The following is a 15,969-nucleotide window of genomic DNA, read 5'->3' on the forward strand; positions in this document are numbered from 1 at the left end:
ACCACACCCCGCCCCCGAACGGCCCCGCCGTCGACCCCTACGACCGCAGCCGCGAACCGGACACCGGCGCGGGCGCCTCCGGACCGTCCCCCAAGCCCGGCAAGGCGGGCGACAAGGAGCCGTGCGGGACCGTCACCCGGACGTGAACTCCGGCCGGCCGCCGGGGCCCTCCTCCTCGCGCAGGCGCTCGGCGGCCCCCCGGCGCTCCCGGATCGCCCGGGCCTCCAGGAGGCAGGCGCGGGCCCGCTCGGCCTGGCCGATGAGGTCCAGCGCGCGGGCGAACACGGTCAGGGCGTCGGCGAGCTGCCACCAGGATCCGAGGTCGCGGAGCATGGACAGGGCCAGTTCGGCCGACCGTACGGCCTCCTCGCGGCGTCGGGCGGCGACGTGGGCCTCGGCTATCCGGTAGAGCGTCATGCCCTCCCACCACCGCTGGCGGTTGTCCCGGAAGATGCCGAGTGCTTCCGTCAGCCGACGCATGCCCTCGTCCGGCCGGCCGGCCTCCGCCAGGGCCAGTCCGAGCGCGTACAGGCCGTTGCCCAGGCGCCAGGACCCGACGCCCCGGTAGATGGCGAGGGCCTCTTCCGCCAGCTCCACCGCCCGGGCGGCGTCGCCCAGGCCCGTACAGGCCCGCGAGAGGTTGGACAGGGCACTGGCTTCCCCGAGCCGGTTGCCGTCGGCACGGAAGTGGCCGAGGGCCCTGCCGAGATGTACTAGGGCCTCCTCGTGGCGCTGCTGATAGATGGCGATGATGCCGAGCAGGTTCGCGGCGTAGCACCGGATCAGCGTCGAGTCCTCGGTGGCGTCGCCGAGGAGCAGGGACCGGTGCGCGTGCTCGGCGGACTCCTCCAGTTGCCCGGCGAATCTGTGCGCGTGGGCGAGGGCGACACGGGTCCGGCCCTCCACCTGGGCGTCCCCGGCCGCCAGCGCCGCGGCCAGCACCTCCTGGGCCGTGTGGATGTAGCCGCTCCCGCTGATCCCCGCCTCCACGAGGTCCTTGGTGACGAGGAGCAGGTCGGCCGCGCGCCGCAGGGAGCTTCCCGTCGCCTGCAGGCGTACGCACGACAGGATGCAGGCGGCTTCCGTGACCAGCCAGTCGACGGCTTCCCCGCCGTCCTTGAGGTCGAGGCCCGGCACCGCGGTGGGCGCCAGGTGGGCCACGAGCCGGTCGCCCGGCCGTTCGAGCGCGTAGGCCCGGACGGCGGTGGCGAGGTAGAAGTCGAGGAGGCGGGAGAGGGCGGCTTCGCGCTCGGCGGGGGGTTGTTCGTCGCGTTCGGCGCATGCACGCGCGTAGAGGCGTACGAGGTCGTGGTAGCGGTATCGGCCGGGTGCGGCGGACTCCAGGAGGGAGGTGTCGACGAGTGATTCCAGCAGCTCCTCCGTGGCGTCGATGCCGAGGTCCAGGACGGCTGCTGCGGCGGCCAGGGAGATGTCCGGGCCGTCGGCCAGCCCGAGGAGGCGGAAGGCGCGGGCCTGCCCCGGCTCCAGCTGCCCGTAGCCGAGTTCGAAGGTGGCGGTGACGGCGAGGTCGCCGGCGCGGAGTTCGTCCAGGCGGCGGCGTTCGTCGCCGAGTTTGCGGGCGAGGACGGAGACGGTCCAGGTGCGGCGGGCGGCCAGGCGGGAGGCGGCGATGCGGATGGCCAGGGGCAGGAAGCCGCAGGCGGCCACGACGTCCATCGCGGCGTCCCGCTCGGCCTCCACCCGCTCGGTGCCCACGATCCGGGTGAAGAGTGCGAGCCCTTCGCCCGGGTCCATCACGTCGAGGTCGACGATGCGCGCGCCCGCGAGGCCGGTCATGCGGTGGCGGCTGGTGACCAGTGCGGCGCAGCCGCCCGTGCCGGGCAGCAACGGCCGGATCTGCGCGGCGTCGCGGGCGTTGTCGAGCAGGACCAGGACGCGGCGGCCGTCGAGGGTGGAGCGGAAGAGGGCGGACCGCTCCTGGACGCCGTCGGGAACGGCGGCTCCGGAGACGCCCAGGGCGCGCAGGAACCACCCCAGCACCGTCTCGGGTTCGGCGGGTTCGGGGCCCGTGCCCTGCAGGTCGGCGTAGAGCTGCCCGTCCGGGAAGCGGTGGCGTACGGAGTGGGCCGCGTGGACGGCGAGCGTGGTCTTTCCGACGCCGCCCGCACCGGTGACGGCCGGGACCACCGGGCCGTGGACGGAGCCGAGGTCCTGGCCGGAGCCGAGGTCCTGGCCGGAGCCGAGGTCCTGGCCGGAGCCGAGGTCCTGGCCGGGGCCGGGAGCCAGCAGGCCGAGCACCTCCGTCACGTGTGCCGCGCGTCCGGTGAAGTGCGCGATGTCCGCGGGCAGCTGGGCGGGCCGGATGAAGCCCTTGGGGAACCCGGCCGCCTTCCGGCCGGGGCCCGGGGCGGTCGCGAGGGCGGGGTCGGCGTTGAGGATGCGCTGCTGGAGGGCGGAGAGTTCGGGGCACGGGTCGACGCCGAGTTCGTCGGCGAGGAGGCGGCGGGTGTCGGCGTAGACGGCGAGGGCCTCGGCCTGGCGGCCGCTGCGGTAGAGGGCGAGCATGAGGAGTTCGCGCAGGCGCTCGCGCAGGGGGTGGGCGGCGGTCAGGGCGGTCAGCTCGGAGACGGCCTCGGCGTGGCTGCCGACCTCCAGGTCCAGGTCCAGGCGGGTCTCGATGAGCGACAGCCGCCACTCCTCCAGACGCGTGCGCTGCGTCTCCGCGTACGGCCCCGGCAGGCCGGTCAGCGGCTCGCCCCGCCACAGGCCGAGGGCTTCTGCGACGAGTTCCCGGGCGCGCACCGGGTTCCCGGAGCCGCGGGCCGCGCGCGCTTCGTCGGCCAGCGACCAGGCCCGGTCGAGGTCCAGTTCCACGGCCGGGCCGGAGCCGTCCCGGCCGGTGCGGAGCGCGTAGCCGCCGGAGTCGCTGACCAGGACGGCCGCCCCGTCCGTGCCGAGCGCCCGGCGCAGCCGGAAGGCGTACGTGCGGAGGGCGTTGAGCGCGGTGGGCGGCGGACTGCCGCCCCAGAGGCCGTCGACGAGCTCGCCGACGGTGGCCGTGCGCCCTGCGCGCAGCAGGAGGGCGGCGAGCACGGCGCGCTGCTGAGGCGAGCCGGTGTCGAGCTCTTCCCGGCCCCGCCGGGCCAGGAGGGGCCCGAGCACGGCGAAGCGTAAGGGATCCCGCGGCGTCGGTGTGCCTTCCATGCCATGCCCCTTCGCAGTGACCGGCGCGGCGGCCGGCCGGTGTCGTAGCGGCGTGCGCGCCGGACCGATCGCGTGATCATACGACTCCGGAAGGTACACGCGTCTGCTGGCGACCCCAATGGCGCCGGAGTCCGGTGGCGCATTGCGCCCTCTAGAGAATAGTAGCCATGTACATAGTGTCCATGTACTCTATCTGCCATGAGCAAGGTTCCCCCGGGCCCCACGCCTGGCTTCCTGGTATGGCGGCTCGCCAACAAGTGGCGCGTCGCGGTCGATCGCGCGGTGGCTCCGCTGGGCCTGACCCACGCGCAGTACTCGCTGGTCGCTTCGCTGCACGGCATGCAGCGCTCCGGCGAGCGGCCCAGTCAGCGCCGGCTCGCCGACCACACCGGCCTGGAGGCGCTGTACGTCTCGAAGCTGGCGCGCGCCCTGGAGACGGCCGGCCTGATCGAGCGCACCCGCGACCCCCGCGACCCGCGCGCCGTACAGCTCGCCCTCACCGAGCAGGGGCGGGCCGTCACGCGGCAGGCCGTCGCGGTGGTCCAGCAGCTGCACCAGCAGCTGCTGGAGCCGCTCGGCGGCACCGACGCGGCGCGGACGCGCGCGTTCACCGACGAGCTGACGACCCTGCTCGACGCACCTCTCGCGCCACCCGTACCGAACGATGACAGCACTCAGGGGACGACACCATGACCACCACCGCACCCGTCGCCGACACCCGCGCCCTCGGCCTGGCCCACTACGCCGCTCGCGGTGTCCTGGAGCATTTCCTGGCCCGGCACGGCATCACCTTCCAGCAGCAGATGACGCTGCGCGCCGCCGTCACCGCCGACGCCCCGCGCACGCCGGATGAGCTCATCGCCGAGGTCCGGAGCTCCCTCAAGGCCGATCCGGCCGACCTCCGCGCCGCGCTCGACCAGCTGCTGGCCGAGAAGTTGCTGGTCGCGGACGGCGCGCACCTCGTCCCCACGGATGCGGGGCGCGAGCTCCTCGCCACCGTCGGTGCGGAGACCGCCCCCGTCACCGCCCGCATCTGGGGCGGCATCCCCACCGAGGACCTCGTCGCCGCCGGCCGCGTCCTCGCCCTGGTCGCCGAGCGCGCCAACGCGGAGCTCGCAGCGCTGACGGCCTGACCGTCGGACGGCCCGACCCTCTGAACCCCCGACCGCGCGACGCCGTCACGGAGGCGGTGCCTCGTCAACGAGCAATGAGACCGCAAGATATGACGACAAGGCCACCTGGGGCGCGAGAGTGAATCCGCTTTCCAATTCGTAGAGCGCCCCCCACAGTTCCTGATCGCCCACTTCTTGGGCTTTCTTGATCAGTGACTGAAGGTGTTCGATCGGCGCCATCAGTGAAGCGGCCGAAGGGTGCGCGTGGACGGCCACTTCCGTCCGGGAGACCTCTCGGAGAAGAGCCATCAGGGAGGGGCGCAGATTCGGCGCTTCGAGCTCTCGTCGGCCGTTCTCGTTCGCTTCGCCGAGAAGCTCCTTCCGCTTCGGGTCGGCTGTCCACGCGGCTTGGCGAGCCACCCGGTCCAAGGTGTCAAGCCAATACTTCACCTGTCTTCGGACGGCCATGAGCGCGGGCGTCCGGTACACGTGTTGCTGCGTGTATTCGGCAACCACCTGACCGCCGACGGCCAAGGCGCCGACCGTCATCGAGTTGGTCCAGTTGTCGATCCAGATCAACTCCGTGCTGACGGCGGCAAGGACGCCTGCGGTGATCGTCCTGATCCAGAACCTCAGGGCTTCGTGGCGATCCCGCACCTCCTGCTCCGACGTGCCGCGCTGCAGTTCGTCGGCCATCGCCCGGCGGACGCGGTTCTGCCCCTCCGGCCTTCGCGGCTCCGCCAGAAGGCCGTCCACCTCGTGGCGAACCGCGATCGCGAACCGCGTTTCCCTGCCGTCCGAGCCGATGAAGTAGCCGGCGTGATCAAGCGCCCGCCGGCCGGCTTCCGAACTCGCCGCTTGGCACACCCAGCCGATGAACCTGGCGGTGAAGGTTTCCCGCGCGCCACCGGTGTACTCCGGAAATCGGAGCCCGCGGGTCAGCTTTTCGCGGGACCAGCGCACGCTTCGCTGAACGGCTCCTCGCCGGTCGCCGACCGGTAAAGGAGTTCCGTCCAGGACGTCGCATAACTGGTCGGCCGCCTCCATCACGCGTGCGGAGGCAAGTGTTTCGCCGTCGGGCATCAAAGCTCGAACAATGGCCGTATGTCGTAGATAGTGCAGCCACAGGCGCTGATCCACCATCCGGCGCAGAAACAGAATTGAGCGTAATGTCCTGCTAGCGTCGCCCGGGCCGACGACCACCCCGCCATCCATGTCGTCAGATTAGCGCAGCGTGCAGCCTCGATAAGGTTTTCGGTGAACCTTTGCCCGACTGATCCGTACGGTGGTGCGCGGTGTGGGCGCGCGGCTTCTTTTGTGCACATGGGCCACTCCTGCGGTGGGGTCTGCGCCCGGCCGGACGTCAGACCACTGCTCCCGAGTTCCTTGCGTTCCTTGAGCCCCTGCGAGACGCCGGGGTGGTCGCGGGCGGTACGGCGCCGGGGCGGCGTTCTTCGAGGATGACGGCTATCGGGGCGGCCGTCAGGACGGTCGAGGCGATGCCGAACAGCACCCCGGCGAGCAGTGCCACGGAGAAGTCGGCCAGCGAGTCGCCGCCCAGCACCGCCAGTGCGGTGAGGACGAAGAGAACGCCCATGCCCGTGTTTACCGTGCGCGGCACGGTGTGCAGGATCGCGCTGTCGACGGCGGACGCCAGCGCGGACGCCGGCGGGGCGTGCTTCTCGCCCCGCCCCGGGCGTCGCGTCTCGCGGATGCGGTCGAAGACGACCACCGTGTCGTTGACGGAGTAGCCGACGACCGTGAGCAGCGCCGCGAGGAAGACGCTGTCGGCAGGCCGGCCCAGCCAGGCGAACAGGCCGACCACCAGCAGCACGTCCTGGACCATCGCCGCCACCGCCGCGGTCGCGAAGGTCCAGCGGAAGCGCACGCTGAGGTAGACGAGCTGGGCCGCCACCGCGCCGCCCAGGGCGATCAGCGCCTTGTCGCGCAGCTCGCTGCCCAGGCTCGGCCCGATCCGCTCGTCGCGCTCGACGGTGACGGTCCCGCCGTGCCTCTCCAGGGCTGCCTTGATGCGCTGCTGGTCGCGGTCGACGGTGGCGCCGGTGCGCACGACGACGTCCCCGCTGCCCGTCTTCTGCACGACGGCGCGCGGGAATCCGGCGTCACCGATCGCGGCCCGCGCCTTGTCGACGTCCACGGGACGGCTCGTGCCGTACTCGACCAGCCGGCCACCGGTGAACTCGACGCCCAGCTGCAGCCCGCGCACCCCGATGCCCGCGACGGCGAGGACCAGCAGCGCCGCGCTGACGCCCAGCCAGGTGCGGCGGTGACGCATCAGGCGCGGTCCGCGGCGGGCGAGGAGGCTCCGCAGGCGGCCCGCCGAGGCGACTCCGGCCAGCCGCGGCCGGCGCCGGACGCAGTCGCGCCGCAGCGCCGAGTCCGCGAGCACCCGCGTGATGACGAGGGCGGAGACCATGGAGGCCACGACGCCCACGGACAGGGTGACGCCGAAGCCCTTCACCGGGCCGGTGGCGAAGAAAAAGAGCAGGCCGGCGGCGAGGAGGGTTGTCACGTTCGAGTCGATGACCGCGCTCCACGCCTTGCCGAACCCCTTGCGCAACGGGCCGCGGAGGTCCTGCGGGCCGGTGCGGCGCGCGTCCGCGACCCGGGTCCGGGCGGACGCCTCCCGGCTCCGTTCGTACTCCTCCCGGGTCCGTTCGAAGACGAGGACGTTCGCGTCGACGGCCATGCCCACGGCCAGCACGAACCCCGCCAGCCCGGGGAGGGTGAGCGTGGCCCCGAGCGCGACGAGCGCGGCGTACGAGATCAGCCCGTAGAGCGCGAGCGCCACTGTGGCCAGGACGCCGAGCAGCCGGTAGACGGCGACGACGAACAACGCGGTGCAGGCGAGGCCGATGACCGCCGCGGCCGCGCTCGCCCGGATCGCTTCGGCACCCAGCGTCGGGCCGACGGTGCTCTGCTCGACGACCTCGACCGGGACGGGCAGCGCCCCGCCCTTGACGAGCGCCGCCAGGTCGCGGGCCTCGGCGGCGCCGAACCCGCCGGTGATCCGGGCGCTGCCGCCCTGGATCCCGGCCCGGCACGGCACGCTCTGCTGCATCGCCGGTGCGGAGACGACCCGGTCGTCGAGGACGATCGCGACCCGGCGGGACGCGTCGCCCGGCGCGGCGCACGCGGCCTCGCCCGTGACGCGCGCCCAGCTCTTGTCGCCGCCGCCCCGGAAGGAGAGGTCGACGGTCCAGCCGCTGCCGGTCTGCGTGTCGAGGACGGCCCGGGCGTCCTCGACGTCCTTGCCGGTGAGGGCCGCCGGGCCCAGGCGCAGGGAGTGGCCGGGGGCGTCGGGGTCGGGCAGCGTCCGTGCGGCGGCAGCACCGGCGGCGCCGTCCGCGGCCCTGCGGGAGCGGTCGCCGTCCGGCGCGGTGCCGAGCACGGGGTGGAAGGTGAGCTGGGCGGTGCGGCCGATGACGTCGACGGCCTTGCGGGGGTCCTGGACGCCGGGCAGTTCGACGACGATGCGCCGCTCGCCGGAGCGCGCGAGCGACGGCTCGGACACGCCGAGCGCGTCGACCCGCTGCCGCAGGACCTCCAGTGCCCGGTCGGTGGCGGCGGCGTCCGCACGGGACGTGGGCGAGTCCCGCGTCTCCAGCACGATCCGGGTGCCGCCGCGCAGGTCGAGGCCGAGCCGGGCGGGGGTGGTCAGGGCGAAGAACAGGGAGGCCGCGACGACGGCGAGGGCGATCAGCGCGCGCCACAGCGAGGCGCGGCGCGAGGGCCGGGGTGACATGGTTTCTCCACTTCACGGCAGACGGAGTGGAGCGTCGGCAGCCGCGGCCGGGCCGCGCAGCGAGACCGGATGACGAGGCGTCGGAAGGGACGGGGCGTCACGAGCCGCTGCGGGCACGCACGAAGGAGGGCAGGGCGAGGCCGACGCTCAGGGCGTCAGATGCTCCGTGAGGGGGGAGGGCCGCGGGTGCGCCGCGAGGAGGGGCCCGCCGCGGGCGGCGCGCGCTCCTGCCGGGGCCCGGCGACCTCACCGGCCGGCAGCGGCACGGCGAGCGGTCCGGCCACCGGGCCGGGCACTGCGCCCGGCAGCCCGGGCGTACGGGTGTGCTGCACGGCCGCGGAGAGGTGGAGGCCCTGGGCGCCGGTGCCGTCCGCCGAGGGCGGCGAGTGCGGTGCGCCGAAGGCGGGACGGGCCCGGGCGGCCGTGCCGGTGACCGGGGCGACCAGCGGGACGGCGGCGGGCGTGACGGCCGCACCGGCCGGTCCCGCACCGGCGGACGCCGTGCCGGCAGACCCCGTACCCGTGCCCGTGCCCGTACCGCAGACCGTGCCGACGAGGAGGACGAGCAGGGCCCACAGGGCGACCGGCACCGGAGTGCGCCGCGCGTGCTGCTCCACTCCGCCTCCGCCGGTTGCTGTGTCCTGTCCCTGTCGTGCCGTCAACGCGCACCGGGGCGCACGGGTTCCCCCCGGTCCGCGAAGGCGGCCCGCGAAGGCGGGACGGGAAAGGGACGGGCCCGGTGACGATGCCACCGTTTGATCACACGACTGTCACAGGGACCCCGCCGGGGCCCTCTGCGGCCGGATTCCGCCACGATCCGAAGTAAGAATGTGCACGTCAAACCGATCACACGGGGGATTCATCATGCGACGTCAGCTCATCACTGCCGCGGCCGTCATCGTCCTGGCCGCCACCGCCACCGCCTGCAACGGTGACGGCACCGACCCGGCGGCCGACCCCGGCGCGTCGGCCGACAAGAGCCCCGCGCCCGCGCAGTCGAACCCGGCGGCGGACAAGGGCAACGGGGGCCAGGACAAGGGTCAGGGCGGAGGCCAGGACAAGGGCCAGGGCCAGGGCGGCGCACACGCCGTCGGAGGCAAGCTCACCCTCAAGGGCAAGAAGCCGGGCGAGCAGCTCGACGTCACCCTGAAGGGCTTCGCCGACCCGGCCCACAGCGACAACAAGTACATGAAGCCCGCCGCCGGCAAGCGCTGGGTCGCCGCCCAGTTCGAGCTCGTCAACACGGGGACGGCCGCGTACTCGGACAGCCCCTCCAGCGGCGCCAAGGTCGTCGACGAGCAGGGCCAGGCCTTCACCCAGTCCATGGGCAGCGTCACCGAGGGCCCGAAGTTCCCGGTCACCGTGAACATCGCCCAGGGCGGCAAGGCCCTCGGCTGGGTCGTCTTCTCCGTCCCCGAGAACTCCAAGCCGAGCAAGGTGCAGTTCACGCTGGACGGCGGCTTCGCCAACGAGACGGGCGAGTGGACCCTCAAGAAGTGACGCCCGGCGTCAGTTCGTGGAGAGCGAGCCCGCCACCTCCGTGAGCGCGTCGAGGACCGGCCGGATGAGCGGGTGGTCCTCGGCGCCGCGGCGGACGGCCGCGAAGACGCGCCGGGTCGCGGTCAGGCCCTCGACGGGGCGGACGACGGCGTCCTTCAGCTCCATGCCGCGCAGCGCCGAACGCGGCACGAGGGCCACCCCGGCACCGGCTCCGGCCAGGGCCACCACGGCCCGGAAGTCGTCCGAGGAGTGCACCAGGCGGGGCTGGAAGCCGGCCAGCTCGCAGGCCAGCACCATCACGTCGTGGCAGGGGTTGCCCGGGTAGGGGCCGATCCAGTCGCTGTCGGCCAGCTCGTCCAGGCCCACGTGGAGGCCGCCGGCCAGCGGGTGCGCGGCGTGCAGGACCGCGTCGAAGGGCTCGGCGTAGAGCGGCACGCGGACGAGCCGCAGGTCGTCCTCCCGCGGAGCGCCCCGGTACTCGACGGCGAGGGCCACGTCGGCCTCCCCGTTCAGCACCATCGGCAGGCTCGCGTCGCCCTCGGCGTCGCGCACCCGCAGCCGGATGCCGGGGTGGCGGACGGCCAGCAGCCCGATGACCGGGGCCAGCACTTCGGCGATGCCCGTCGCGAACGCCGCGACGGTCAGCTCCCCGGCCGTGCCGCCCGCGTAGGCGGCGAGCTCCGCCTCGGCCCGCTCCAGCTGGGCGACGACCTCGTGGGCGTGGGCCAGCAGGATCTCGCCGGCCGCGGTGAGGCGCACGCCGCGGCCGCTGCGGGTCAGCAGCACGTGGCCGGTCTCCTGCTCCAGCGCCGCGAGCTGCTGGGAGACGGCCGAGGGGGTCAGGTACAGCGCGGCGGCCGCGGCGGTCACCGTACGGTGGTCCGCCACGGCCCGCAGGACGCGCAGCCGCCGGGGGTCGATCACCCCGTCATTTTGCCAGGAACGGGCGGTAACCCGGCGCGGGGCCGGGCAGGCCCCGGACCGGGCCCCGGTCCGGGGCCCGCGCCGGGCTGCCGGGGATCAGCCCCGCAGCGCGTCGCGCGCGTCGACGAACGCGGCGACGGCCCGCTCGACGTCGGCGGTGGAGTGCGCCGCGGACAGCTGCACGCGGATGCGGGCGGCGCCCATCGGGACCACCGGGTAGGAGAAGCCGATCACGTAGACGCCGCGCTCCAGCAGCAGCTCCGCCATCCGGCCGGCCTCCGCCGCGTCACCGATCATGACGGGGGCGATGGCGTGGTCGCCGGGCAGGATCTCGAAGCCCGCCTCGGTCATCTTCGTGCGGAACAGCTCGGTGTTGGCCTTCAGCTTCTCCCGCAGGTCGCCCGCGGACTCCAGCAGGTCGAGGACCTTCAGGGAGGCGGCGGCGATGACCGGCGCGAGGGAGTTGGAGAAGAGGTACGGGCGCGAGCGCTGGCGCAGCAGGGCGACGATCTCGGCGCGGGCGGCGACGTAGCCGCCGGAGGCGCCGCCGAGGGCCTTGCCCAGGGTGCCCGTGATGATGTCGACGCGGTCCATGACGCCGTGCAGCTCGGGGGTGCCGCGGCCGCCCGCGCCGACGAAGCCGACGGCGTGCGAGTCGTCGACCATCACCATCGCGTCGTAGCGGTCGGCCAGGTCGCAGATCTCGCGCAGCGGCGCGACGTAGCCGTCCATGGAGAAGACGCCGTCGGTGACGATCAGCTTGCGCCGCGCGCCGCCCTCGACGGCCGCCTGGAGCTGCTTCTCCAGGTCGGCCAGGTCGCGGTTGGCGTAACGGAAGCGGCGGGCCTTGCACAGGCGGATGCCGTCGATGATGCTCGCGTGGTTGAGGGCGTCGGAGATGACCGCGTCCTCGGCGCCGAGCAGGGTCTCGAAGACGCCGCCGTTGGCGTCGAAGCAGGACGAGTAGAGGATCGTGTCCTCCTGGCCGAGGAACGCGGACAGCCGCCCCTCCAGCTCCTTGTGGACGTCCTGCGTGCCGCAGATGAAGCGCACCGAGGCCATGCCGTAGCCCCAGCGGTCGAGCGCGTCCTTGGCGGCGGCGACGACCTCGGGGTGGTCGGCCAGCCCGAGGTAGTTGTTGGCGCAGAAGTTCAGGACGTCGCCGGGGGCACCGCCCGCGGTGACGTGGACGGAGGCGCTCTGCGGGGTGCCGATCACGCGCTCGGGCTTGAAGAGACCGGCCTCGCGGATCTCTTCGAGGGTGGCGCGGAGGTCGTCGCGGACGGACGCGTACATGCGGGGGACTCCTTACGGAAGGAAAAAGGGTGACTGCCCGGCCGGTCCGGCCGCCCCGGCGGGAGGGGCGGCCGGGCGGGATCAGGCGGTCCAGTCGAGGATGATCTTGCCGCTGCGGGCGGTGGCGGCCTCGTCGAAGGCCGCGTCGAAGTCCTTGTACGAGTACCGGCCGGTGATCACCGGGCTGAGGTCGAGACCGCCCTCCAGCAGCACCGTCATCGCGTACCAGGTCTCGTACATCTCCCGGCCGTAGATGCCCTTGACGGTGATCATCGAGGTGACGATCTTCGCCCAGTCGACGGGGAACTCCTGGGCCGGCAGACCCAGCATGGCGATCTTTCCGCCGTGCGTCATGTTGGCGATCATGTCGCGCATGGCCTCGGGCCGGCCGGACATCTCCAGGCCGACGTCGAAGCCCTCGCGCAGGCCCAGCAGGCGCTGCGCGTCCGCGATGCCGGCGTCGGAGACGTTCAGGGCCAGGGTCGCGCCGGCCTTGCGGGCGATCTCCAGGCGCGGCTCGCTGACGTCGGTGATGACGACGTTGCGGGCGCCGGCGTGCTTGGCGACGGCCACGGCCATGACGCCGATCGGGCCCGCGCCCGTGATCAGCACGTCCTCGCCGACCAGCGGGAAGGAGAGCGCGGTGTGCACGGCGTTGCCGAACGGGTCGAAGATCGCGGCGACGTCGAGGTCGACCTTCGTGCGGTGCACCCACACGTTGGAGGCGGGCATCACCACGTACTCGGCGAACGCGCCGTCGCGGCCCACGCCGAGGCCGACCGTGCTGCGGCACAGGTGACGGCGGCCCGCCAGGCAGTTGCGGCACTTGCCGCACACGAGGTGGCCCTCGCCGCTGACCAGGTCGCCGGCCGTGATGTCCTGCACGTCCTTGCCGACCGCGGCGACCTCGCCGACGAACTCGTGGCCGAGCACCAGCGGCGTGCTCACCGCGCCCTGGGCCCAGCCGTCCCAGGAGCGGATGTGCAGGTCGGTGCCGCAGATGCCGGTGCGCAGCACCTTGATCAGGACCTCGTCGGGGCCGTACTCCGGCTCCGGGACGTCCATGAGCCACAGCCCGGGCTCGGCCTTGTGCTTGACGAGTGCCTTCATGGCTGCGGCTCCAGGCGTGGTGAGGAGGTGGTGCGTGATTCTTTTGCGCGCACCAAATGTGCCCAGTGGTGACCGTGAAGTCCATCGAGGTTTTCTTAAGCGGGGCAACAGCAGAACTTCACGCGGCGTCGACGGGCCTCCCGGCCGGGCCCTTGCCCGGGCCCGGACAGGCCCTTGCCCGGGCCCGGCCGGGGCCTCAGCCGAGGCGGGTCAGCTTGGCTCCCGCTCCCGGCGCCGCCATGTCCTCGCGGAGCGCGACCGGCACCTGCGCCCGGCCCGGGCCCGTGCCGACGGCCAGCGCGCCGACCTCCGTGCCGGCCTTCGCCTCGCGCGGGATGCCCTTGCCGCCGGAGGTGAGCTCCAGCCGCGCCTTCAGGCCGCCCCAGCCCACGGCGCGCAGGTCCGCCGTCGCGACGACCGGCGTCCGGCCGCCGAGACCGTCATCCACGTACCCCACGACATCACCCTTCCGGGCCACCGTGGCGGGGACCAGGGCGTCCTGCACCGCCTTGATCATCTTGTAGCTGCGCTCCTTGACCACCTTCAGGTGGGCGTTGGCGTCGTCGCTGCCCGCCTGCCGCTGGGCCATGGTCGCACCGACGATCAGGCGCTCCTTGCCCTCGATCGTCCGCTTCGCCGCCCACATCAGCGTCCCGCCCGCCGGGCTGGACGACCCGGTCTTGATGCCGAGCCCGCCGGGGTTGGTGACCAGCAGGTCGTCGTTGTTGTTGTAGATCCGCCCCGGCAGCCCGGGGACGTCCGCGTTGGGCATCTTGACGATCTTCCGCAGGACGTCGCTCTTCATGACCTCCTCGGCGAGCTTCACCTGGTCCGCGGCCGTACTCACGGTGGACGCGTCCAGCCCGCTCGGGTCGGTGTACGTCGTGTCGTCCATGCCGAGGTCCCGCGCCGCCTCGTTCATCTTCTTGACGAAGGCGTCCTCCGAGCCGGCGTCCCAGCGGGCCAGCTGACGGGCGATGTTGTTCCCGGACGGGATCAGCAGCATCTGCAGCATCTGGAACTGCGTGTACGCCTGCCCCGCCGAAACCTCCACCCGCGACTCCTCCTGGGCGCCCGCCTCCTTGGCGGCCGTGGCGTCGATCGTGATCCGCTCGCCCTCCTCCCCGCTCTTGAGCGGGTGCTCCTTGAGGACCACGTACGCCGTCATGACCTTGGCGACGCTCGCGGTCGGCACGGGCTTCTGCTCGCCGTGCGTGCCGAGGCTGCCGACGCCTACGACCCTGGCCGCGGCCTGGCCTTCCTCCGGCCACGGCATGGCGAACGCCTCGCCCGTGAACGCGTACGGATCCCCGGCGCCGGCCAACCGCGGGTCCGGCAGCGGCCGGAACAACTGGACGACGCCGAGGAGCACGACGAGCAGCGCGACGAGCGGCGCCCAGATCCTCACCCGCCGCGCCACGGTGCGGGCCGCCGACGGCGGGGGCGCGGGCCGGTTGGTGAGCTGCGCGAGCAGACCGATCGCGCCCGCGCCCGCGGGCGGTTCCGCGGGCGCGGGCCGCGCTCCGGACAACGGCACTTCCGCAGCCGCGGGCCGCTCCGGGGCGGCAGCCTGTTCCGCCGTCGCCGGCCGTCCGGCGGCCGCGGACTGCTGGGCGGGCGCCGACCGCGCCCAGGAGGGGGTCTGCTCCGCAACCGCGGGCCGTTCGGCGGAAGCGGGCCGCTCTACGGCGGCAGGCAGCTCCGTCGCCGCCGACGGCCGCTCCGTGAGCGCGGGCTGTGCGGCGGCCATGGGCTGCCCCGCCGTCGCCGGCTGTCCGGCGGACGCGGGCTGCTCGGTGGGTGCCGGCCGTCCCCAGGGTGCGGGCTGTTCCGCAGGCATGGGCTGCATGCCGTGGGTGGGCTTCGCCGCGGGCACGGACGGTTCGGTAGGGGCCGGTCGATCCGCCGAGGCGGGCTGCTTTGCGGCAGCTGGCCGTTCCGTCGCCGCTGACGGCCGCTCCGTGAGCGCGGGCCGCGCGGCGGCCGCGGGCCGTTCCGCTGTCGCCGGCTGTCCGGCGGGCACAAGCCGTTCGGCGAGCGCGGGCTGCGCGGGCGGTTGCGTAGGTGCCGGCCGGCCCGCAGGGGCGGGCTGCTCGGCGGGCGCCGGCCATTCTCCGGGCCTCGGCTGTCCCGCAGCCGCAGGGCGGTCGGCGCTAGCAAGCTGTTCCGCAGCCGCAGTAGTGGTCCGCTCCGCGGAGGCGGACCGTTCCGCCGACGCGGCCCGTTCCGCCGCCTCCTCCGGCTTCGTCTTCCGCTCCGCCATGCCGGGGGACTCGCCTGCCACCGTCGCCTCCTCCACATCGTCACCACATGTGATCGAACCGACGTGCTAGACGAGAGCGACATACGCGCCGGTTCCACCATCAATCAACTGATCGAATGGCGAGGCGTTCATCCCGGAACCGCCCCGTTCGTGCCGGCTCGGTGAACAGCCCTCCGGGGGCCGCCCGGCCGCAGTACGGTCCCGGTGCGTGCCGAAGCCTGGGGGGAATCATGCGCAAGATCCGGCCAGCCGCCGCTGCCGTCGCCGCCACCGTCATCGGGTGTCTCGTCCTCACCGCCTGCAACGACGGCACCACGGGCACCACCACAGCCACGCCGTCGGCCCCCGGCAGCGCCAAGGGCGCCGCGCAGGCGTTCGGGGAGGCGTCGCGGACCGTCGGCGCCGGCACCGTGGGCATTCTGGAGATCACTCCGACGACCGTCGTGTACGTCAAGGAGGCCGGCCGGGCGACCCCGCAGCAGGGCACGTTCGCCGTGGTGACGCTGCTGGAGAAGTCGCTGAGCGCCAACCCGGCCGACGAGGAGTCGCCCGCCAAGGGCGGCGGCTGGCGCTGGGTCGCCGCCGACGGGCGGTCCGTCCCGGCGGGGAACGGCAATGCGGCCAAGGTGGGGCTGGGGAAGTACGGGAACTCCGGAGGCATCGCGCCGGGGACCTCGCAGGTGCGCGCGAAGGTCTTCGACCTCACGCCCGCGCAGGCGAAGGGCGGCACGCTCGTCTACACGGACGGCACGAAGAGCGCCGACCGGTGGAGGGTCCCGGCCACGGACACCGGTCCGCAGGCCGGGGAGGTCAGGCGGCTGCTGCAGCCCTGA

12 protein-coding genes are annotated in these 15,969 nt (G+C 73.6%); 4 read left to right on the forward strand and 8 right to left on the reverse strand.

Annotated elements, in window-relative coordinates:
* Nucleotides 1–132 precede the first annotated feature (132 nt).
* Nucleotides 133–3,165 carry an AfsR/SARP family transcriptional regulator gene (locus ACSNOG_RS12825; RefSeq protein WP_436752741.1) on the reverse strand — a complete coding sequence of 1,011 codons (3,033 nt, stop codon included), beginning with the start codon at nt 3,163–3,165 and terminating at the stop codon, nt 133–135.
* 198 nt (nt 3,166–3,363) lie between these two features.
* Here ACSNOG_RS12825 and ACSNOG_RS12830 point away from each other — a divergent pair, with 198 nt between their 5' ends.
* A complete protein-coding gene (locus ACSNOG_RS12830) occupies nt 3,364–3,858 on the forward strand; it encodes a MarR family winged helix-turn-helix transcriptional regulator (protein WP_436752742.1) in 495 nt (164 codons plus the stop codon).
* Nucleotides 3,855–4,298: a MarR family transcriptional regulator gene (locus ACSNOG_RS12835; RefSeq protein ID WP_436752743.1), complete on the forward strand. Its 444-nt coding sequence runs from the start codon at nt 3,855–3,857 to the stop codon at nt 4,296–4,298. Before ACSNOG_RS12830 ends, ACSNOG_RS12835 begins: the two co-directional genes overlap by 4 nt.
* A 45-nt stretch (nt 4,299–4,343) precedes the next feature.
* On the opposite strand, the gene ACSNOG_RS12840 is transcribed toward ACSNOG_RS12835, so the two are convergent.
* The 3 genes from ACSNOG_RS12840 to ACSNOG_RS12850 all read right to left on the reverse strand — a co-directional run bounded on the left by ACSNOG_RS12840 (nt 4,344) and on the right by ACSNOG_RS12850 (nt 8,660).
* Nucleotides 4,344–5,492, reverse strand: a complete 1,149-nt coding sequence (locus ACSNOG_RS12840) for a hypothetical protein (RefSeq protein ID WP_436752744.1) — start codon at nt 5,490–5,492, stop codon at nt 4,344–4,346.
* Between the two features lie 148 nt (nt 5,493–5,640).
* Nucleotides 5,641–8,043, reverse strand: a complete 2,403-nt coding sequence (gene secD, locus ACSNOG_RS12845) for a protein translocase subunit SecD (protein WP_436752745.1) — start codon at nt 8,041–8,043, stop codon at nt 5,641–5,643.
* Between the two features lie 155 nt (nt 8,044–8,198).
* Nucleotides 8,199–8,660: a hypothetical protein gene (locus ACSNOG_RS12850; protein ID WP_436752746.1), complete on the reverse strand. Its 462-nt coding sequence runs from the start codon at nt 8,658–8,660 to the stop codon at nt 8,199–8,201.
* Between the two features lie 247 nt (nt 8,661–8,907).
* Between ACSNOG_RS12850 and ACSNOG_RS12855 the strand changes: the two genes are divergently transcribed.
* Nucleotides 8,908–9,543: a DUF4352 domain-containing protein gene (locus ACSNOG_RS12855; protein ID WP_436752747.1), complete on the forward strand. Its 636-nt coding sequence runs from the start codon at nt 8,908–8,910 to the stop codon at nt 9,541–9,543.
* A 9-nt stretch (nt 9,544–9,552) separates the two neighbouring features.
* On the opposite strand, the gene ACSNOG_RS12860 is transcribed toward ACSNOG_RS12855, so the two are convergent.
* From ACSNOG_RS12860 to ACSNOG_RS12875, 4 genes are all read right to left on the reverse strand, one after another.
* Entirely contained in the window at nt 9,553–10,467 is a 915-nt protein-coding gene (locus ACSNOG_RS12860; RefSeq protein ID WP_436752748.1) for a LysR substrate-binding domain-containing protein, read from the reverse strand.
* 96 nt (nt 10,468–10,563) lie between these two features.
* Nucleotides 10,564–11,763, reverse strand: coding sequence for a glycine C-acetyltransferase (locus ACSNOG_RS12865; protein ID WP_436752749.1), 1,200 nt, complete (start codon nt 11,761–11,763; stop codon nt 10,564–10,566).
* 81 nt (nt 11,764–11,844) lie between these two features.
* A complete protein-coding gene (tdh, locus tag ACSNOG_RS12870; protein ID WP_436752750.1) occupies nt 11,845–12,873 on the reverse strand; it encodes an L-threonine 3-dehydrogenase in 1,029 nt (342 codons plus the stop codon).
* Between the two features lie 196 nt (nt 12,874–13,069).
* Nucleotides 13,070–14,749 (reverse strand): serine hydrolase, encoded by a 1,680-nt coding sequence (locus ACSNOG_RS12875; protein WP_436752751.1) that lies wholly within the window; start codon nt 14,747–14,749, stop codon nt 13,070–13,072.
* A 617-nt stretch (nt 14,750–15,366) separates the two neighbouring features.
* Here ACSNOG_RS12875 and ACSNOG_RS12880 point away from each other — a divergent pair.
* Nucleotides 15,367–15,969 carry a hypothetical protein gene (locus ACSNOG_RS12880; protein ID WP_436752752.1) on the forward strand — a complete coding sequence of 201 codons (603 nt, stop codon included), beginning with the start codon at nt 15,367–15,369 and terminating at the stop codon, nt 15,967–15,969.

It is taken from the genome of Streptomyces sp. URMC 124, assembly GCF_051386455.1.
GTDB lineage: Bacteria > Actinomycetota > Actinomycetes > Streptomycetales > Streptomycetaceae > Streptomyces.